Here is a 19055-nt window from a genome sequence, read left to right on the forward strand (position 1 = left end):
TTAGCGCCATAACAGCTGATTGTTCAGCTTTACTGTTAATCTCACCCAATAAGTCTTGAGCTAATTGGTCTCGCCCAATCTGCCCTGATAATTCATCGAGGATGGCTTCGGTATTATCATCAGCTTGCCCTTTAGCTTCTACAAAATGAGATTTGCCGTACTCATTAAGACTTCTCGCATAGAACCAGTAATCATGACCAGGCTTTAGCTGTCCTTTAGTCCATAACTTAGCCCTACCTAAAAACTCAGCCTTTAGCTCTATTTCACTGATATTTTCTATTCTGCTTTCACCGGAAAACCAAAATTCAAACTCAGTATTCAGTGTGTGCGGGGCACTGATATGTGGTATCAATTTCACCTCAAAGAAGCCTGACTCAACTCTGATAAACGAAGGGGCCGCTGGCGCACCAATAACCATCAGCACTTTCGACTCGCTTCCCAGCATTCCATTTTTATCTTTGCCGCGTACGCCAACCAGATATTCCCCAGCGGCCAATCCGTTGAAATAATATTCAAGATCAGACGTTTCACCAGTAAGGACAACCTTGTCATCTTTATAAACAGAAACAACGTAAGAAATATTGCGGTTAGCTGTTGTCATGGCCCACATAACTCTGGCCTGAACCTGAGAACTGTCATTGATATAAGCTACGGAAAGGCGTTCAATGTCAGGGATTCGAACCGTATTTTGTGCAGTCGGATTACCGGTAAAATTAACACCATCATCAACAATGCGCTCCTTTTTTGGTTCATGGAGAATACAGTTAAACTGATAGTTACCGTCTTTATCTTCAGTAATAGTCAGTACCCGGAACATTCGCGTAATCAGCGTGTTTTTCGATACAGAAAACACACCGAATTTTTGCAGTCCGGCTGGTTCGCTCTTCAGGATAACAATATCGCCATCTACTGATGATATTTCTGTTCTGATGAACTTCCCGCTGCCGCCGAGGTACGCAAAATATCCCTTATCACCAGAAGACCATTTTATAGGTGCATCTGTTTTTACTCTGCTGCCAACAACATCTAAAACCCGGCCACCGACTTTTGAACCCGCAAATGAATCATCCGCTATTTCAATGATGTCACCCGGAAGACAATTAATACCCTCCCTGAAAGTCGTGAATGTTACACTTTCAGTCTCAAGCTTCTCTGTTTCCAGAATCCATTTACCAACACGATGAGCCTGCCCCCTGCTGGTGCAACCGAAAGCCGTTACTTTCTTAACATTCAGTCCGCCAAATCTTATGATCTGACCATCATCCTGTATAAACTCCCTCTCTTCCTTCCAGCCGTTATCCGGGTTAATCCATGAAACTTCAACTGCATTATGCCTTGCACTTTTAGCTGTTGATGTATAATTGAATTTCCCGCCGATAACATTTGAGTTTGTGTATGTCCATTCCGGATCTGCGGGCCTGTCCTGAAAGCAGGTTAACTGCACTCCATCCCATAAAGGCATTCCGCGAAATACGGATGCCAAATCATCAATAACGTCTTTCGCTTTCCGCTGTGAGGTAATATAGGCATTGAAAGTAAATCGTGGCTCTTTGCCGCCAAACCCATCCGAAACCATTTCATCGCAATACCTGGCTATCGCATACAAAGCAAACCGGTCACAACCAAAACGCCCCATCACGGAACCAATCCCGTAACGCCCATTGGTCACCAGATCGTAAAAAATCCATGCGGGATTGTCTGTCCATGCAGGCTTAAACCTCCCCGTCCATATACCGTTATAGCTGCGGGTTTCCGGGTCATAATTATCCGGGACCTGAACAATCAGCCCTTTGATATGATATGTACGTTTAGGCGTGTCACCATACTGAGATTTATCAATGCGCATACCAACCACAGCGGAGTTTGGGTATGAAAATTTAGCATCCGTAATTTCTGTATAGCTGGCCCACACCGTCCCGTTTTTAAGAAGGTCACTTTTACTGTCATCAGTGAGGCGCGATACTCTTATCTGAAACGGCTTTTGCTTTGGCGCGTTGATAATATGTGATTCAAGGTACTGACCACTTATTTTCCCGGGACCTATTGTGATTGTTTTTTCTGTCACCCATCCGCTGCCAGCATTAATCTCGACAAGCATCTGAACAGAAGTGTTTTCCTGGTTGCCTTTGTTGTCCTGTTTTACCAGCGCCGAAACACCTAATGTAAAGCGAATGCGATCGACTTCCTGATCAGATACCGTACGCAATATAGGTGTTTCTTTTTTCACTTCCACGTTTACAGGTATTTCTTTCTCAACAAACGGGAAACCATCGAGCGGAGACTGAGACTGCGTACCCGATCTCCACTGAACTTCGACCCCGCGAATATTCGGATTACCTTGTTTATCGACTATAGGCGTTCCGTTCAGCAGGAATCCCTGCATTCCGCCAACCGGTCCTTCAATAGGACCTTCTGACACCAAATCAATAATGTTCAGAAACTGCTTATTTTTCAGGTTGTCATCAACCAGACTCGGCGTGCTTCCGCCACCACCACCTTTGCCCATTTATACTGTCTCCAACCCCTGTGAAATCACATTTGAGCCAACCACCATCTCTCCATAACAAAGCGGAACGGGATATCCTTGCCCGATTCTGTTGGAAAGTGAGCTGAAATACTGGTTACTTTCTGAATTGCCCTCACTGAAATTTGGTGCGCCCGGTGTTCTTGTCAGCATCGTTGCCACCCCTGCTGCCGCTATTCCGACACCAGCAGCAAACATGGCCGTCGATGTCATCGTTGCCAGAAAACCTCCCGGAATAAAGAATGCCCCGGCAATTAGCGCTGCGCCGCCGATAATGCCAAGGAAGCCACCTGATTTTGCGCCACCTATAACCGGCACTATCGTGATAACATCATTGTCATTAAGTGGAGTGTGTAATCCTGCCACTATGCAGTCCTCTGTCATATCATGACCGGCAACGCGTACCCTGAACTGCCCACGGTTTATTTCCCGTTTTAATCCGTCAATCTGATAACACAGACATCTTAACGCCTCACCTGCACTGCTGACCTCTAATTCAAACCGGCGTCCATATCGGCGTAAATAGCCAGCAAACTGTAATCTGACCACTGTTTGTGCCTCCATATGCTGTGTGTGAATTTAAACCAGTAGCCACCGTAAACATCCCGCTTACTCAAACGATCAGGGCGATGATGAAGAATCTCCTGATTACCGATATATAGCGCCGCATGACAAGGTTTTGATGTACCCAGGCAGATAAGAATAACGTCGCCATCCTGTACTTCATCAACCTGATAAAAACCCTGTCCGGAGATGTTATCCAGATACAGATTGTCACCGGTGTACCACCAATTATCATGTCGCTCAAAGTCATCAAGACTGATGCCGCACAAATGGTAAGCATCCCGGATAATGCTGTAGCAGTCCTGCACACCGTGATTAAACTCACGCCCCAGCAATCGCGGAACAGGATTAAATTTCAGTAACCGGTCATCACAAACGAGCCACCACGGTAATCCGGTTTTAACCTGCATATCCCTGTCGCCCGCGCTTAAAAATGGCAGTCCAGCCGGATGGCTGTGCACGACAGCTTCCACTTCGGCATGACTCTCAGCTCTCAACCATTCCTCTGAGCTGATTTCAAAATAATTTTCCGGGTCAGGGTGAATATTGGTACATGGGAAATAAATTCCTCCTGAAACCAGCCCACACGACTCCCTCACACCTTCCGTTGTTGCATGTGCGATAATGTTACTTTCAATCATGGGTTAACCTAGTTTGTTGGAGCCGAGAAACCCACCGAACGGCAATACTGAGGAGTGGCGAAGTTTGCAGCCACGGTACTTATGAGAGCACTGATCTTTTGTCGGGTCATTGGTCGGCTGATCCTTTTCGTCTGCGACAGGAGGCCCGTCATACCCGCAATCCTGTCCACGATACCGCCACGGGCATATATCAGCCTGAATAACCCGGGCGGGAATCTGTGCATTATCTGTTTCTGTCGGCAGCGCCAGCACATATGTAACGAAATCTGAGTCTGAATTTTCACGTTGCTCAATGACAAATTTCTGTACAGCCTCGCGGGACGGATCTGCCTGATTGTTTCCATCCGGAAAATTTACCGCATCAAGATATTGCTCCATAACCTGCCGTCTGGTAACAATCGCCCCCAGTGCGTCGTCATAATCGTTATTGATTGCAGTCAGCAACCCATCAATGTTGGCGAATGTCATCTTCGGCCTTGCTGACGCTCCCTGCGCTGTCATGCTGAGTCCGGTTACCTGAACCGGATACGGATCATATCGGTTACCCTGCCAAATCACCGGTTTCAACAGGCCGTTCATTCCGTCATGAAAGCGGTATACATTCCCGCCGAAGCGACTTAAATCCACCTCATACAAATCAAGCATTGCTGATTGTTCAATCTGAGTAACCGCAATCCGCATATCTGCCGGAATATCTCTCACGCAACCACCTCCTCAAATACACAATCAATCTGCCAGACAGACTGTTTCCTCGTTACCTGCCAGTTACGGCACACGAATGTCCGCAGGGTTCTGTCATCCCCTGTCAGCCACAGGAATGATTCCACTGCCCCACGCTGACTGAGAAAATTATCTATTTCACGTCCGACAGAAACCGGTTTGATGAATGCCAGGTTATATGTTTTAAGGTGATTATTGATTCCGTCTTTGGCTCTCTGCTCGTAGCCATTGCCGAACTTTGCAACCCTGACCTTCGGTTCATTATTAATTTGGCAGGCATCCTCAGGACGCCATTTAAATTCATCCATTTATCGGTTCCATTAAAAAAGCCACCGTACTGGTGGCTGTTAATAGCGCTGATTACCTTGTATTGCACCGCTTCTGATTTCTGTCATCAGAACGTCATATACAGTACCTTTAACCATCCTGGTTATCATTGTTGCTTCCTTTTCTGTCATGCCATTGGTAGCCTGAACCTGAAAATTGAAGTGCATATCCCCTATGCTGACACCACCATCGCCACCCATTTGCCGGTTACTGATTACTTTTCCGCTGTCACTGGGGATCATGTACTGATGACCGTTCGACGCCTTGAATATTTCAGGCTGCCCATTCTCACCAACACGATACATTTTGTTAGCGTCAACGGGGCCACCGTTATAACGGGCTCCGGCGACAGCCATTGTTTTACTCGCCGCCATGGCTGACATGTAAGACGCTGAACCGGCTGTAACCGCCGCCCCCATCGTTGCAATAGCAACACTCATTGCCGCTGGAGCCCATGCTGATTGTACTGCCACGGCCTGAGCAACAGTAGATGCCTGCGCTGCTGTTGACATGGCCTCACCAACAACCATATTTTTAATCTGCTGCATCCCCATCTGAACTAACGCCCCTACAGCCTCATCAACAATGGTTGATGCTACATTACGGAATGCATCATTAAGACTCTGTGCGCTGGTAATAAGCCCTGTCAGTACGTTGGATGAGCGCTGACCGAGAGCATCAAGACCATCTGCGAGAAACTGATTGGCCTGACTCTGATTACGCCAGATTTCCCACTGAGCATTCAGTCTTGCTTTCTCATACTCAGTGTTTGCTGCATTTATCAGCGCAAGACTTTGCTGTGCCGTAATAACTTTCTGATTTTCAAAATCTTTAATCAGTGCCAACTTCTGAGCGTGCTCATTAGCCAGCGCCTGAACAGGATCAACCTGAGCCACCATATCCTGAACAGGAGTGACGGCTGATTTCGCATTTATCTCCGCCGTTTTTCTGGCGTGTTCCGCTTTTAACTCAATGCTGCGTTTCTGATACTGCTCCTCGGTGATGAGGTTGCCTTTCAGTTGCCGTTCAAGCTGCTCACCGGCATGTTTGATGTCCTGATCAACTTTTGCCTGAGGGTTTTGCTCAAAAGCCTCTTTTCGGTCTTTGATTTTCTGCGTAAGGTCGTACTCTTTACCGGCCAGTGCTGTAACTTCGGCGATCTGAGCAGAATTAGCTTTTGAACCAAGCTTCTGTACTGCTTCAAGAATTGCAGCCTCGCGGGACAGCCCTTTTGTTTCCAGCTCTGCAACTTTCGTCGCATTAGCCAGGTCGGTTATCTTCTGTTTGAGTTTTTTCGCTTCTGTTGCTTCTTTTTTTGCTTCGGATACCGCCTCCCTTGATATTTTAATACCGGTTTTTTTTGCTTCGCTTGCCTCGCCAGCTTTAGCAGCTAATTCAGCAAGTTTTTCAGCTTCCTGCTCTGATATCCCTTTATCTTCAACATAATACTTGACCTGTAATTGACGTCTTACTACGTCATCCTTCGCTCCAGCCATTTCAATTTCACGTTCAAGCGTCTTTTTCATGTCAGCGCCAGCATCTGACCATTCAACTTTCAGGCTTGCTGAATTGAACTTTTGTTTTGCTTTTGTGGCTCCGTCAAGGTCAAGCCCGTAAGCGCGAAGTGCTGCTCCGGCATTAGGTAGCAAAGTACTCGCCTCTCGCTTTAGCAGCTCCTCGCCCTGCAACAATTCCCCGTTTAACTTCGCTTGCGCTGCACTGATAAAATTCACAGTCTTGCTTCTATCATTTTGCACGCGCTCAAGATTGGCTTCTGCTTTTGCTAATTTTCTGGATATTATTTCGAGGTTCTCCTGGGTACTACCAAAGTGTAATACCCCATCAGAATATGCTTTGTATGCTGTTTTGAGATTTTTAACCTCCTGCTCTGCAGAGCGCTGAGCATCCGTCAGAACTTCGAGCTCGTCCCTGGCATCTGCTATTTTTGCTGCCAGTTCGGTGCGAGACATTTTATCCATGCTGGCACGCAATTCATTTAGTGAATCAGCAAACTCTTGTGCTGATCTTTTTGCTTCTTCAGCTTTTTGGAAAAAATAATACACAGCGGCTCCGGCCAACATCGCAGCACCAACCGGTCCACCAATCAAGGATAGAGCTTTGCTTGCCAACCCACTTGCAACGTTAAGTCTGTTCTGTGCCGCAGCGAGACTATTTGTAGCTGCGGTTTCCTGCTGTGTTAATCCTGTTATTACTGATGAGTTTACTGCCAATTCACGGCGAATTCTGGTTCTCTGCGCTTCAGTAGTGGCTGCTGCCAGCTGCGCACCCAGCGACTGCTGAACTGTCACAGCCAGAGTCTTCTCAGCTGCAATTCTGTTGATTGTTGCCGTGGCGGCTTCGATCTCAACTCTGACCGCTTGTTTTGTCGCCGCCATACCGGCAAGTGTCTCTTTAACTTTCTTTGCTTGAGCGGTAGCTGATAGCGTAAGAGCTCCAACATATCTAGACCCCATGACACCGGCTGCAATAAGCAATACGTTAGCCAGTGATTCCAGATTGTTGCTGGCAGATACGGTAGCGTCGTTGAAGATGTTTATAAATGTCTTAACAGTGGTGTTTTCGCCAAAGAATTTAGTAATATTATTGCTGGCGATCTGAAGAGACTGCGACATTGTTTGTGTTGTATTCGCAAACTCCTTCTCAATAGCTGGTCCCATTTCACGGAATGCTTTTAACAGTACATCCGTGGTTAATTTGCCTTCTGCGGCCATCGCCCTCAGCTTGCCGATGCTGACACCCAGTGAATCCGCAAGTCCTTTCATCAGTGCCGGAGCCTGTTCACTCATTGAGTTAAATTCCTGCCCGCGCAGTACACCAGATGCCAGTGCCTGTGATAACTGGACAAGTGCACCTTCTGATTCTGCTGCTGTGGCACCTGAAACGATCATTGCCTTTGAGATAGTGGTGGTTATCTGCCCTAACTCTTCGCCGCTGAGCCCGGCACTGCGCATCGCTCTTTCCAGTCGTGAATACAGCGTTGCGATACCGTCAAGGCTTGAACGACTGTTCTGAGCAATATCAAACACGCGCTGATTCACCACCGCCAGCGTCTCTCCGGTCTTTATGGAGTTGACGAGTTTGTTATTCAGCATCGTCCAAGCTTCCGCGTAGCTGGTAACGGCTGACACAGACAAGTAAGCAGTCAGAGATGCGGCAACCCGTGACAAGGCAGCCATTGACCGCTCTGTACCATTGACGGAGGTCGTTGTGCGGTTAAATCCGCCCTCCATATTTCTCAGTCGCTGATCCAGTTGACGCTGTGATGTCAGCAACTGAGCAACATCCATCTGCACCTGATATACGATTTCGCCTACTTGTGCCATTTACCGGCTCCTTAAAATGAAAAACCCCGCCGGTAGGCAGGGTTTGTTGAAGTCTCTTGCTATTATTTTTGACTTGGCTGTGATGCTCTCATGATGGCCTCTGCTGATTTCTGCGATGCCTCAAGCATATCATCAGCAAAAGCCAGCTGACCCCACTTAACCACCTTACCATCATTGAAGGTGACTGTTAGCCGGTCATTGGCCAATTGTTCGTTATCTACTGGGGTAAACCCATAATAGACCTGACTCCAATATATCCAACGCTCACGCTCTTGGTTTACATCTGTTCTTCTCGGGTCTCCAAGAATACCGCGCACATCAGCCTTAGACATGCCTATCGAGAGCATCGATGACCTCTGGTTAAAGTCTGGTGTTTTATTTGTGCAGCCAAATAAAAACATCATTGCCAATACAAGTGATAGTGTACCTAAAATCTTCTTCACATCCCCACCCTCAATAATTAGCTTTAAATCACAACCAGCCGAAGCCCTTCGCCATTAATCCAGCCAGCCCCAAAGCGACAGCAATAATCACACCAAACAGCATGCGGAAGTACGAGGCGATTTACACCGCATGGAAAATTGAGTTATATCCGGCATTGCGCAGTGTCGATTCTCCTATTGCTAGTCGGTTATATGACCGCTTCAAGGATGACTATGCGTTCCTCATGCTCTTGCAGAAAAGCCTTAACGGCAAGCACTCTGCGTTAATCAATTAACCAGCAGGCCACGGACGGCCTCATGTTAATCATCTGGAGGCGCAAAGGAAAGCAAAACGGTGTGAACATTTGAGATCGGCAGCAACAAAAAACCCGCCGGAGCGGGTTTTGTTTGCTGCATAACAATATTTATGCTTGTGCTTTTTCTGAAGACACTTCCAAACTATTGATCAGTTCTATAAGTTTATCTGACTCGTTAATGACCTGATTAGCTTGTAATACAGTCTGGGGCGACTTTAAATCGTAATCTGCATCTTGTCGCATAGTCTTAAGATAGTTAAGTTTATTGGCTACCTTTGCAGCTAGTTTCTTGGGGACATATCCATGGCAGCCAGAATAATGGTGTAAAGAATGGATTAACTTTTTATGATCGCCGAATTTCAACGATTTCCATTCGTCACTACTGATGTAATCAGGCTTTATGAGGTCTATAGAGTGGTAAAAACACGAATAATAAGAACGACTGATAGCTACCCTGATAGCAACCTCAGAAGTATCGTTTTTGATTAAATTTTTCGCGTATCCTAAAAAATCGTATTTTTCCATGACTCTGCTATTCCTTTGCTTCTATGTGGACGAAACAATCATCATGCAATAAATCATTGTCATATAATCTGTCAAATAACTCATCGTTCAAGCGCTCTACATCGCTCAAACTAAGTTTGACCTTAAATATATACCCCATAGTGCCATCATCTGTTCTCAAGAGGAAAGCGATCTGTCCGTTATATTGCTCATTTAACACATCAAATAAATGCGAGACCATCGGGGTAAGCTTAGTTACTTGCTCAGTATTCTCGCACATCAACATAATCGTCCCCCCTTTAGACCCGTCGATACCAATGTCTTCCATTTTAATATCGACCTTGTCCAAAAACTGCATGGTTTTTTGAATTATCTCAAAATCCAAGCTTAACATTCCCAAGGAAAGAAGTTCATAACTCACCCTTTTTGGAAAGTATTCAATGAGATAAAATGAATCTTTCACAAATTCATTATGTTTTTTCAAGTAACCAAGGTTTCTCAAAACAACGATGTAATTGCTCCAATATAGGGATTCACTGGTATCTAATGATATCGCCTTTTCACACAATTCCATTGCCTCATGTACATCTTTGCCCTGCAAAAGAGCAAGAATTCCACTCAAGTGCATTTTAAATGCCACATTATCGATCTTACTTATCTCACGCTTAATTCCTGCCACCTGAATAGGGAGCAGATCTAGCTCACCCTTGAGGATGGAGCCAGTAAGAGCATCTAAGATTTCGTTACCTTTCGATTGAGGCTGCAACATTAATCAATGTCCATGATGTATAGATGTATAAAAGCAAAAAAGGGGTAGTAAAGCCGGTTTATGGTAAATCAACCTTTGGTTTACTTCAACAGGAATACTTGTATTTGTGATGTTCCAGACTGTTCCGGTTCGTTCCGACCTGTTCCATTTTACCCCACCGCCCACACCGCACAACTCAGCACCGGATAGCCCCTTCCGGGGCTCGGTCACACCCGACTTCTGCTCACCAACCGGCGCTTACCCTTAATCAGGTCATCGTTACGGGCATCATCGGCCTTGGTGATAGCCTCATACTCATCTGCTGTGAAGCCTTTCTCATCCGGATATTTCGCTTTCAGCATCATCACGAACTCAGTCATCGTGAGTTGCTCCGCTTCACTGCGGGTGATGTTGAAATGCACACGGGCGGCACTGATGTAATCGACGGCGCGGAACTCGTCGGAGTATTCGTCTTTACCTTCGTTGCGCTGGAGTTTGCGCACCTTAGCTTTACCGATAATGCCGTGGGTCATTAGCTCGCGCGCCAGCAGGATGATATTGCGATAATGCATAGCGCCGCGCCGGTACACTATGCCGGATTTGCCAACCCGCCATTCACCGATAACCTCAGAACAGTCATCATTACAACATGCCTGCATCACGTCCATTGCTGTCGATAAAATGCTGCGCCCGTAAACCGGTTTATTTAACAGTGCAATCAGCCATTCAGGAACCACTCCGTAAGCGTCTACGGCAGACGCTATAATTTGTTGTACCTCTGAGCCATTTAATCGCGTAAACGCACTCACAATCTCTTTAGGCTCACCGATTCGCGTCATGGCATCCAGCGACGGGCGGAACAGGTAATCATTTTCGGCAGTGGATATCACCATCTCGCCGTATTCTAAACGCGGTGTCATATATCCTCCTGAACATTATCAAGGGCATCCGGAGATACCCTTTGTAATATTTAGGCCGCAGTGACTGTAACGACACATTTCGCCGTCTTACTGCCATCTTCCGATGTGACTGTAATATTCGCGGTACCGGCTGCGACACCGGTGACAGTGACAACATTCAGTAGCTTACTGACGGTAGCGAAGTTAGGCTTATCGCTGACCACCTCGTAATTTTTGTTTGTCGCGTTAACCGGATTAAATCCGACCGTGAATGTTGCCGTTTCACCGGCTTTCACAGTCAGTGTCGCGGGGTTGGCTGCGATGCTCTGAACCACGATTTCTTCCTGCAGCCATTCAAAGCTGTCAGCGTCTGCGACTTTCAGCTCACCGGAATACGTGGAGATTTCTTTGGTCGGAAACTCCATAGACCATGATGTGAAGTTCATGTAACCCTGAATCACATCACTACCATCGCCTTTCATGTCGAGCTGCACCCAATATGACGGCTGACGGCTGGCCTTGACTTCAGCAAGGATTTCTTTAGCGATATCAAAAGCAGACGTGGAACCATCGGCACCTTTGCGCTTCAGTTCACCATCAAACTTAATGGTTAAATCCAGACCGGTCACGATGGCCTCTGTCAGGCCTTTCGTGTCATCAGCCTTGGATGTAACTGTTTCAGTTCCGTAATCCAGCCCTTTACTGGTCAGTGCGCCGAGACGCAGAAACGCTGACTGTTCAGGAACCGTACCCGGGCAACCGGGCGCGATGCGGAGAATTCCCGCATTACCCATCACCAGGCCTTTATCATCAGGGCATTGTGCCATGTTGTAACCTCTTTATTTGCAAATAAAAAAAGGCCGCATAAGCGACCTGTTTGAAGTGTGTTTGTTTATGATGTGCAGCGGAAGGTCAGGGGAATCCAATACCTCCCCTCTGCCGTCTGAACCGGATTCACGAACCCGGATGTATTGATGATGAAATTAAGACCATGAGACTGAGCATGGCACCTGACATAATCAAGTATTGCATAGGCTCTCTGAGCGACGAATTCAACCCAGCCCTTGCCAGAAATTAACGACACAGTGAAAAAATCGTCACCACCAAGATCATTGATTCTTCCGGTTCCGTCCCGCTGCTGAAAAACCATGTATGCATCCGGGTCATGCCCGCCGGATTCTGACCATTCATAGTCCTGAATGATAAAACCGTCAGACAGCCCTGACTCGGAAAAATAACGCTTAACCTGCTCTATGGTGGTCATATGCGCATTTCCTCCGCGACAGCCTGGTCAATCATCTGCTGTGTTTCCTCAAAGCCTTTAGTGAGGAATTCTTTCTTCGCTGTCGGTCTGCGGAAGCTCTGCTTCACATTCGGGTCGTGAACGAAAACAGCATAGGATGCTGAGTAACCCACACGCCCGGTAAACAACGTTCCTTTCACCTCCACATCACGGAACTGAGAGTTGATCAGTGTCTTTGTATCAATCGGTGTGTATACCGCAGCCTGTCTGCCGCCGATATCCAGCGCGCGATGCATGGCCCTGCTGACTTTCTTTGACGTGATATTACCGACCAGCGCATTAAGGTCAGCAACAGCACGGTTAATACCGGTTACTTTTGCTCCCATGTCACACCGCCGTTGTTAGAGTGTAGTCATCTTTGCCGCCGTTAATATCGCGGTCACGGTCAACAGCTTTGATTCTGCTGGCTCCGGCCACGAACGGATCTTGTCCGTCATGCTTGCCGATAGCGATGTAATCATCCTGTGTGGCTTCGCTGTATTCCGTCCAGATGACATTTTTGATGACAATTTCAGTGCCTACCGTTTTTGTTCCGTCACTCATCCTGCTTCCGTAGTCACACCGGATATGAATGGGCTCTGAAAATTTCGGCTTGCCGTAACTGTCTTTGCCTTCAATCCTCCAGATAGTTGCCCATCCCTTGCAGAACCTGCGAAGGATTTTACCCATATCACCCCCGGTTCACGTCAAACTGAATAATGCCGACCGGCCGGTCAATAGGCAGGTTATCTGTGCATCCGGCGGTATCCAGTGCGGATAACAATTTCAGCAACGATTTTCTGCCGTCAGCAAAATACTGGTACGAAACTGAAGCACCGGACGGTGCATGTTCTGATGCAATTTTACGGACATCAGCCGCAGACAGGATGAGGATGACGGAATACACCTTGATAAGCGTCATCACCGCATCCGTATACCCTGCCTTATCAAGGCATCCGTCAATGCTGTCCACTACAGATAATGCGGCGGCAACCGCAAAATCAGGAGCCTCAAACCCCATCATTTCCAGTTGCTCGCCTATCTGCTCCGGACTGATTTGTACTGCCATATCACCTCCGGATTATTACTGCGATTACTTCGCAGATTTAGCAGCCTTACCGCCTGCATCAGCATCTTTACCGAATGTCACCATAACCCCGGCAGTGTCTTTGATGCTTGCAGCAATTTGTTTCCAGTTATCAGTTGCGGCTACCTGTTCGTTAGTCGGTGACTTGATACTGTCCTTCGCCCACTGATAACCACGCAAACCGATGGTGAAATCATATTCCCCCTGCATCAGAGCCTTAATGTTTTCTTGTCCGAGAACGTCCTGCGCTTTCATGATCAGCGGTGAGGTCTGTACAGCCGCCGCACCGGTAACCAGACCGAGTGAATGCTGCTTATTACCTTCAGACAGAGACGGAATATCAGAAATTACAAAACGACGTCCGAATCCGTCCTGCTTTATGGCCACGTTACCAATCTGGAACAGGTTACTGGAGTTGGTTAGTGTTTCGTCCATAAAGTCATTGAACGTTGCACCGTCCATCAGCCAGGCGATAATACGGGAATACGCATCACCAAACGGGCGGGTGCCTTTGTTTAGCCCGCGCAGTGATGGTGCGCTTCCTGTTGCTGTCAGGTCAGTAACTGCCGCTGCGTTGCCGGAGATTGCCGCTTTCAGTGCCGCACCTGCAGTGTTCAGATAATCCTGCAGCATCGCTTCTGCTGCCTGAGCGGACACCACCGCTGCCGCTTCTGATACGTCTTTACCCAGGCGCTTCATCATCGTCGGAGTGACAGATACCGGCCCGATACGACCATCGACCTTAATCATCCGGTCGAGAATTTGCCCTAACTCCTGCGGTGTAAGATTACCTGATCCGTATGCATTACGACGCTGTGCCAGACCACCAAGTAACTGCCATGATGTCTGCTCAATGTAATCACCAATATGGTCACCATCACCGAAAACCAGCGCACCGCCGGATGCTTCATTAAACTGCTGTACTGCCTGAGCCACCAGCTCTGTCGCTGCCAGAGATACCTGGTGCTGAAAAATATGCAATGTCATAAATCTTATGCCTCTGTATTTTTTGCAATGATTTCACGTGCGCGATCCACCAATGGATTCACACTTTTGGGTTTATCACTGCCTCCGGCAGGTGATTTGTCTTTGCCTCCGTCACCCCTGGTTCCGGTTGCCTTACTGCCGATAATGACCGGCGCAAATAACTGATTATTTCTGAATTCTTTTTCCAGCTCATCGATAGTCAGAGCTGATAGTTGCCCAGTTGCGTCCACCACGCGGGTTTTACCATCTTCAACGGCAAGGCGTGATTTGATATGCGGCACAATCAGCGCGGCACTGTCACCCGCAAGTTTTGTCGCCAGCGACTGCGCGACGTTATCAACCAAAAGTTTTTGCAGGCTGGCATCTTTTTCCTGTAACTGTGTCAGTAACTCTTTTTCGCGGGTGCTGAGTTTTTCAGCCCAGCTCTTTTCCAGTGATTCGATATCACCGTTTTTACGGGCCTGTTCTTCTGCAGCTTTCTTTGCGGCTTCTTCAGCCTGACGGCGCTTTTCCTGTTCTGATTTCTTCTCAGATAACAGTTCATCGACTTTCTTCTGAAGACCGGACACATCCGGGATGTCAGGCATGCCGTCAATCTGGATTTGGTATCCGTCACCAGCTTCTTTGTACATGGCCTTATGCTCTTCAGTCAGCACGTCAAATTCTTCTTTGGTTAATTTCCACTTAAACATCGTCAACCTCTGGTTTTGATGGTGTAGTCACTGACTACAGGTAATAAAAAACCCGCCGGAGCGGGTCATTTGAGTTCGATATCGGCCTTTCTGAAGGCATCGGGTATGATTTTCTGAAGTTCCTTCAGTGTTATTGGTCTGAAGTATTTATCGAGTTGTAATTTTGCGAATCGTTCCGGTGATAACCCGCCCTCACGGAATAACTGTGCCCTGGTCTTACCAAGCACAATGTTCTGCCTGTTCGCTGGCTGGCGGTAAAGCCACTCGTAATAAGTTTCTTCGCCCCATTCAGAATTACCGACCGGCTCTGTGACAAACAAGTCTGCATATTTTTCATCAAGCACCGGGAGCAAGCGACTACGGCAGTTAGGGTGAAGCGGAGGCCTCGGTCCTTTACCAAGCGGATAACGGCGGCCGGACAGAGAACGGCACACTGCCGATGTTTTGTTATCCAGTATTGCACTGAATTCCTCATACTTAATCAGGTCAGAATTCTCTTTATAGAAATCCGTCGCCGCCACACTGTGAGCATGTTGTAATGTCGTTCTGGCAACAGTCTGAAATCCCCTGACCACCCTGCCAACCACTGCCGCTGCGATTATCAGCGGTTCCGCTGAAGTTCCGTTAATCGCTGATTGCAGGTCAGCCACACTCCCGCCTGACGACAACGATATCACCACCTGATTCTCTATCTGCTGCATGGCTGTATCGGCCCATGACTCAATGAATTTGGTGAGAAACAGGGAGCTGTTCCATCCCGTCAGAGAGAGCGGTATGTTTTGCACATCTCTGCGCACCTTGTCAGTATCAGCCGGATTAACGTTTTTTACCAGTGAGTTAAACCCGTGATATTCAGCGTCTGCCATCACAACAGCGGCGTTGATAATGTCATCAAGTAATCTGTCAGAATAACCGGAAAGAACTGGCTTCAGCGTTTTTCTCAGCGCCAGCGCAATTGATTTCGCTCTGCTGACTGAGGAAACACTACCGGAATATCCGGATAATGCGGATGCTACAGCAGCGCGAATACCTGACACCAGTTCACGTGTGTCAGCAGTTGATGATTTGAGCCTTTCCAGCATAATCTGAATCATCAGTGCATTATCAAAAATGAGACCCGGCCGCATATTTTATACTCCCAGCATATTTGTACCTCTGATCAACTCCAGCTCTTCAGCTACATCCTCCGGTTTCTCATCCTGCGGGACAAGGTTCGCCCCCTGCATGTACCGGATAAAATCCACAATCCGCATATTGCCGGACTGAACAGATGCCAGAAGTGCAGTAATTGCTGCCGAATCAAACTGCGCAATCTCGTATGTCTTATTGAGTTCAACAGAAGCTTCTCCAGCTCCGGCAAACTGAATACAGAAAGCCAGCGCACGATTAAAAGCCCGCTCAACATTACCGGCGCTCAACGATAAAACAGAGTTATCCGTCTGTGCTTCATCCAGTGCCTGTGTTGCTGTTCTCGCCGATGAGCCTCGCTCAACCAGCTTTGCTCCCAGCATTGCCATCTGCTTTTCCCGGCGCTCTGCCACAATAATCTGCATGGTGCGTTCTTCCGGCTGTGCAAACTTCATATCGCCCCCCTGAGGCAACAACACTCCTTTGCGGGAACCGACTGTGAACCCGCCTGACATGTGGTTTTTCACCCAGTCATCTGTCAGGCCTGACAGCGCAACCATCGGCTGACCGATAGTGTGTGCTGACTCTGCAATATCTGCCTCAATCTGGTAATGCTTTATATTCATATAAGCTATGTCCGCCAGTGGTGGCGCATCAGGAGTATGGTCATTGTTTTTTGACCCAATCCACGACCATGGCAACTCAGAAAGCGGCTTTCCCTGCGCATCAGTGAATTTTATCCACTCGCCAGAGCTGATTTCACTGTCCTTCTGCCACCGCCTTGAGTGTGCCAACCCGTCGATCAGACGTAACTCAATCCAGCGGTCCTGCATTTGCAGCTCAAAATCATCAGACTCAACCGGTTCCTGATATTTCACAACAACTAGTGATGTTTTACCGCCGGTGACCCGCCAGTTGATAATCTCCTTCGCCGTAAACAACCGGACGTATGGTCTGCCTTTGTCTGCCTCAGTCTGGATACCTGCCCCACTGAAATCACTGAGCAGTCCGGCACGGCCACGCTGCAATACCTGAGACAATGCATCGCGGATCATCTGAGTCAATGGTTGCCCCTGACCATCAATATCAGCTTCAAGACTCTTTGTTCCACCCGATATACTGATTTTTACCGGCTTACTGAATGCAATACCGAGTAATCCGCTTAATGTTCGTCCGGTTGCATTCAGAAACGAAGCACGGAGAAGATATTTTTTGTATCGCTCACCATCATCGTCATCCCGCTTTTTATCTGCTGGGTGCGGCAGGTACTTTTCACCGCGGCTTTTCACTACGCGCTCACCGTCAACGCAGTCCCCGATCATATTCCATTCCGGTAAAAATTCGGTGTATGCCGGATGTTTGTAATCCACGTTTGTATTCATGTCAGTTCCAGTTGAATGTCAGAGACTTTGTCAGACGTTTGACGTTGCGGCGACTGACCGCAAAATAACGGAATCCGTCAGCATCGTGTGATGTGTAGTCGTGAAGTGGTTTATCTTTCCAGCACCCGCGTTTGTCATCCCATTCTTTCCGGTACGCCTCAAGGTGGGTAATGCCTTCGCCACACTTGTTCTCATCGAATACACAGAGCGGCAGGATTTCGCGCACTGCCTCAATCCCCTCATCAACGGATAGCTTCGGCACCACCTCAAAGCGGATGGAGTAGATTTGCCCGTCAATTTCGTACCCTTCCTGCGCCAGTTCCCGACGGGATTTCGCGTCTGAACCGAACTCGCGGTTGTCGATATCATGCGGCCCGTTGTGGCTGGCATATTCATAGCCTTTGTCTTTCAGTACTTTCATGTAGTGCCGCAGACCTTCTCCGCTGTTTGAGTAGTGATCGATAATGTGAAATTCTTCACCGACTTCACGCACAAACCAGATTGACGTTGAGTCACCCACACCGATATCCCAGTACGTATGCACCGGCAGATGTGAGTTATCCGGGACTTCACCAATGCGTTTATTTTCGTACAGCCAGCGGAATTGCTTCGCGTAATACGCACCATCAACAGACTGCTGAAATGCCTCTGACGGTATCGACGGGTATTCCCGTTTCATATCGTCGCCGAGCGTTTTCTCTTTGGCGTAGTACCATGCTTTCTGCCGGTCGGTGAGCGTGATTCCGTACTTGCCTGACAGCTCATCAAAATAGTCAGTCAGGCGCTGCGGTAACTGCTCAACAGGGTCGATTGCGTACTGCGGATTCTTCCACCAGGAGAAGAAGAAAAACTTCCAGTCCAGCGGAGACAGTGACTTCCCCTGCATCAGTGCTTTTTCAGCCAGTTGGCAGTAGTCAAAGAAATAACCTGCCCTACCTTCTGCTGTGCTTTCAATCGTCGTGAAGCATTCTGTCGATACCGCCTCAAACGCACCTGTGACGATCTCCCTGGCTTTCTCTGGTTGCTTGGCGCATATCTTCCCGAACTCCGATACGTGCAGGTAACGCAGCGTACCGCCACGAAACGATACGGACACAGTAACTGATCCGCCTTTGCTGAACACCAGTTCACCGGCGGAATCATTACTCGCGGGATTGGCTGCTTTGATTTCGTCCGGCAGGCGCTCGTAGGCGTATTTGATTTTCTCCCGGAACAGGCGTTTTGCATCCGGCAGGGTGTGTGCAATCAGTGCGCACTTGGCTGATTCAAATATTGCCGCATCAAGCTGGATAATGCAGACCTCTGTCGTGAAACCAAGCTGACGGGCTTTCAGGATGATATTGCGGTTGTGGATGCCTTCGAAATACTCACTTTGCTCAGGCGTCATTTTAAAGCGAACCGGGCGACCTTCTTTATCGGTGATCCAATATAGATTATTCAGACGCCATTGCTTATTACGCAGTAACGCTAAATGCTCTGGCTTCATG

At 47.9% G+C, this 19055-nt stretch carries 20 protein-coding genes; all 20 read right to left on the reverse strand.

Going from position 1 to position 19055, the window contains the following annotated elements; genetic code table 11:
- A partial coding sequence (locus tag ACSBQN_RS08415; RefSeq protein WP_434991650.1) for a host specificity protein J occupies positions 1 to 2506 on the reverse strand: 2506 nt, incomplete at its 3' end.
- Positions 2507 to 3088, reverse strand: a complete 582-nt coding sequence (locus ACSBQN_RS08420; protein ID WP_205814236.1) for a tail assembly protein — start codon at positions 3086 to 3088, stop codon at positions 2507 to 2509.
- Complete coding sequence (locus tag ACSBQN_RS08425) at positions 3016 to 3729, reverse strand: C40 family peptidase (RefSeq protein ID WP_166707619.1); 714 nt, start codon at positions 3727 to 3729, stop codon at positions 3016 to 3018. The genes ACSBQN_RS08420 and ACSBQN_RS08425 overlap by 73 nt, the downstream gene beginning before the upstream one ends.
- A gap of 3 nt (positions 3730 to 3732) precedes the next feature.
- Positions 3733 to 4431, reverse strand: a complete 699-nt coding sequence (locus ACSBQN_RS08430) for a phage minor tail protein L (protein ID WP_036414551.1) — start codon at positions 4429 to 4431, stop codon at positions 3733 to 3735.
- Positions 4428 to 4757 carry a phage tail protein gene (locus ACSBQN_RS08435; RefSeq protein ID WP_036414548.1) on the reverse strand — a complete coding sequence of 110 codons (330 nt, stop codon included), beginning with the start codon at positions 4755 to 4757 and terminating at the stop codon, positions 4428 to 4430. Before ACSBQN_RS08435 ends, ACSBQN_RS08430 begins: the two co-directional genes overlap by 4 nt.
- Before the next feature lie 39 nt (positions 4758 to 4796).
- Complete coding sequence (locus ACSBQN_RS08440; protein ID WP_434991651.1) at positions 4797 to 8120, reverse strand: tape measure protein; 3324 nt, start codon at positions 8118 to 8120, stop codon at positions 4797 to 4799.
- 62 nt (positions 8121 to 8182) lie between these two features.
- Positions 8183 to 8563 carry an outer membrane protein assembly factor BamE domain-containing protein gene (bamE, locus tag ACSBQN_RS08445; RefSeq protein WP_434991652.1) on the reverse strand — a complete coding sequence of 127 codons (381 nt, stop codon included), beginning with the start codon at positions 8561 to 8563 and terminating at the stop codon, positions 8183 to 8185.
- Positions 8564 to 8967: 404 nt separating this feature from the next.
- Complete coding sequence (locus ACSBQN_RS08450; protein WP_369441457.1) at positions 8968 to 9384, reverse strand: hypothetical protein; 417 nt, start codon at positions 9382 to 9384, stop codon at positions 8968 to 8970.
- A gap of 7 nt (positions 9385 to 9391) precedes the next feature.
- A complete protein-coding gene (locus ACSBQN_RS08455; RefSeq protein ID WP_434991653.1) occupies positions 9392 to 10132 on the reverse strand; it encodes a hypothetical protein in 741 nt (246 codons plus the stop codon).
- A 206-nt stretch (positions 10133 to 10338) separates the two neighbouring features.
- Positions 10339 to 11031, reverse strand: coding sequence for a DUF6246 family protein (locus ACSBQN_RS08460; RefSeq protein ID WP_434991654.1), 693 nt, complete (start codon positions 11029 to 11031; stop codon positions 10339 to 10341).
- A gap of 50 nt (positions 11032 to 11081) precedes the next feature.
- Positions 11082 to 11837 carry an Ig-like domain-containing protein gene (locus tag ACSBQN_RS08465; RefSeq protein WP_218455447.1) on the reverse strand — a complete coding sequence of 252 codons (756 nt, stop codon included), beginning with the start codon at positions 11835 to 11837 and terminating at the stop codon, positions 11082 to 11084.
- Between the two features lie 65 nt (positions 11838 to 11902).
- A complete protein-coding gene (locus ACSBQN_RS08470) occupies positions 11903 to 12274 on the reverse strand; it encodes a phage tail termination protein (RefSeq protein ID WP_214189560.1) in 372 nt (123 codons plus the stop codon).
- Positions 12271 to 12639, reverse strand: a complete 369-nt coding sequence (locus ACSBQN_RS08475) for an HK97 gp10 family phage protein (protein WP_289648942.1) — start codon at positions 12637 to 12639, stop codon at positions 12271 to 12273. The genes ACSBQN_RS08470 and ACSBQN_RS08475 overlap by 4 nt, the downstream gene beginning before the upstream one ends.
- Position 12640: 1 nt before the next feature.
- A complete protein-coding gene (locus tag ACSBQN_RS08480; RefSeq protein WP_434991655.1) occupies positions 12641 to 12856 on the reverse strand; it encodes a hypothetical protein in 216 nt (71 codons plus the stop codon).
- A gap of 127 nt (positions 12857 to 12983) precedes the next feature.
- Positions 12984 to 13361 carry a DUF7370 family protein gene (locus ACSBQN_RS08485; RefSeq protein ID WP_048822299.1) on the reverse strand — a complete coding sequence of 126 codons (378 nt, stop codon included), beginning with the start codon at positions 13359 to 13361 and terminating at the stop codon, positions 12984 to 12986.
- A 24-nt stretch (positions 13362 to 13385) separates the two neighbouring features.
- Complete coding sequence (locus tag ACSBQN_RS08490) at positions 13386 to 14366, reverse strand: major capsid protein (RefSeq protein ID WP_004242362.1); 981 nt, start codon at positions 14364 to 14366, stop codon at positions 13386 to 13388.
- A 5-nt stretch (positions 14367 to 14371) separates the two neighbouring features.
- Complete coding sequence (locus ACSBQN_RS08495; RefSeq protein WP_004242361.1) at positions 14372 to 15058, reverse strand: hypothetical protein; 687 nt, start codon at positions 15056 to 15058, stop codon at positions 14372 to 14374.
- 65 nt (positions 15059 to 15123) lie between these two features.
- Positions 15124 to 16185: a minor capsid protein gene (locus ACSBQN_RS08500; protein ID WP_434991656.1), complete on the reverse strand. Its 1062-nt coding sequence runs from the start codon at positions 16183 to 16185 to the stop codon at positions 15124 to 15126.
- 3 nt (positions 16186 to 16188) lie between these two features.
- Positions 16189 to 17568 carry a DUF4055 domain-containing protein gene (locus tag ACSBQN_RS08505; RefSeq protein WP_186761237.1) on the reverse strand — a complete coding sequence of 460 codons (1380 nt, stop codon included), beginning with the start codon at positions 17566 to 17568 and terminating at the stop codon, positions 16189 to 16191.
- 1 nt (position 17569) lies between these two features.
- Positions 17570 to 19054, reverse strand: coding sequence for a terminase (locus ACSBQN_RS08510; RefSeq protein WP_220730914.1), 1485 nt, complete (start codon positions 19052 to 19054; stop codon positions 17570 to 17572).
- Between the last annotated feature and the right edge of the window lies 1 nt (position 19055).

The organism is Morganella sp. B601 (assembly GCF_051172335.1).
GTDB lineage: Bacteria > Pseudomonadota > Gammaproteobacteria > Enterobacterales > Enterobacteriaceae > Morganella > Morganella morganii.

Bases quoted from the DNA above. Each gene is read 5' to 3' on its own strand.
- ACSBQN_RS08490 (WP_004242362.1), bottom strand. From the start codon at position 14,366: ATGACATTGCATATTTTTCAGCACCAGGTATCTCTGGCAGCGACAGAG.
- ACSBQN_RS08485 (WP_048822299.1), bottom strand. From the start codon at position 13,361: ATGGCAGTACAAATCAGTCCGGAGCAGATAGGCGAGCAACTGGAAATG.
- ACSBQN_RS08460 (WP_434991654.1), bottom strand. From the start codon at position 11,031: ATGACACCGCGTTTAGAATACGGCGAGATGGTGATATCCACTGCCGAA.
- ACSBQN_RS08505 (WP_186761237.1), bottom strand. From the start codon at position 17,568: ATGAATACAAACGTGGATTACAAACATCCGGCATACACCGAATTTTTA.
- ACSBQN_RS08465 (WP_218455447.1), bottom strand. From the start codon at position 11,837: ATGGCACAATGCCCTGATGATAAAGGCCTGGTGATGGGTAATGCGGGA.
- ACSBQN_RS08510 (WP_220730914.1), bottom strand. From the start codon at position 19,054: ATGAAGCCAGAGCATTTAGCGTTACTGCGTAATAAGCAATGGCGTCTG.
- ACSBQN_RS08425 (WP_166707619.1), bottom strand. From the start codon at position 3,729: ATGATTGAAAGTAACATTATCGCACATGCAACAACGGAAGGTGTGAGG.
- ACSBQN_RS08420 (WP_205814236.1), bottom strand. From the start codon at position 3,088: ATGGAGGCACAAACAGTGGTCAGATTACAGTTTGCTGGCTATTTACGC.
- ACSBQN_RS08455 (WP_434991653.1), bottom strand. From the start codon at position 10,132: ATGTTGCAGCCTCAATCGAAAGGTAACGAAATCTTAGATGCTCTTACT.
- ACSBQN_RS08500 (WP_434991656.1), bottom strand. From the start codon at position 16,185: ATGCGGCCGGGTCTCATTTTTGATAATGCACTGATGATTCAGATTATG.
- ACSBQN_RS08495 (WP_004242361.1), bottom strand. From the start codon at position 15,058: ATGTTTAAGTGGAAATTAACCAAAGAAGAATTTGACGTGCTGACTGAA.
- ACSBQN_RS08480 (WP_434991655.1), bottom strand. From the start codon at position 12,856: ATGAGTGACGGAACAAAAACGGTAGGCACTGAAATTGTCATCAAAAAT.
- ACSBQN_RS08440 (WP_434991651.1), bottom strand. From the start codon at position 8,120: ATGGCACAAGTAGGCGAAATCGTATATCAGGTGCAGATGGATGTTGCT.
- ACSBQN_RS08435 (WP_036414548.1), bottom strand. From the start codon at position 4,757: ATGGATGAATTTAAATGGCGTCCTGAGGATGCCTGCCAAATTAATAAT.
- ACSBQN_RS08475 (WP_289648942.1), bottom strand. From the start codon at position 12,639: ATGGGAGCAAAAGTAACCGGTATTAACCGTGCTGTTGCTGACCTTAAT.
- ACSBQN_RS08470 (WP_214189560.1), bottom strand. From the start codon at position 12,274: ATGACCACCATAGAGCAGGTTAAGCGTTATTTTTCCGAGTCAGGGCTG.
- ACSBQN_RS08450 (WP_369441457.1), bottom strand. From the start codon at position 9,384: ATGGAAAAATACGATTTTTTAGGATACGCGAAAAATTTAATCAAAAAC.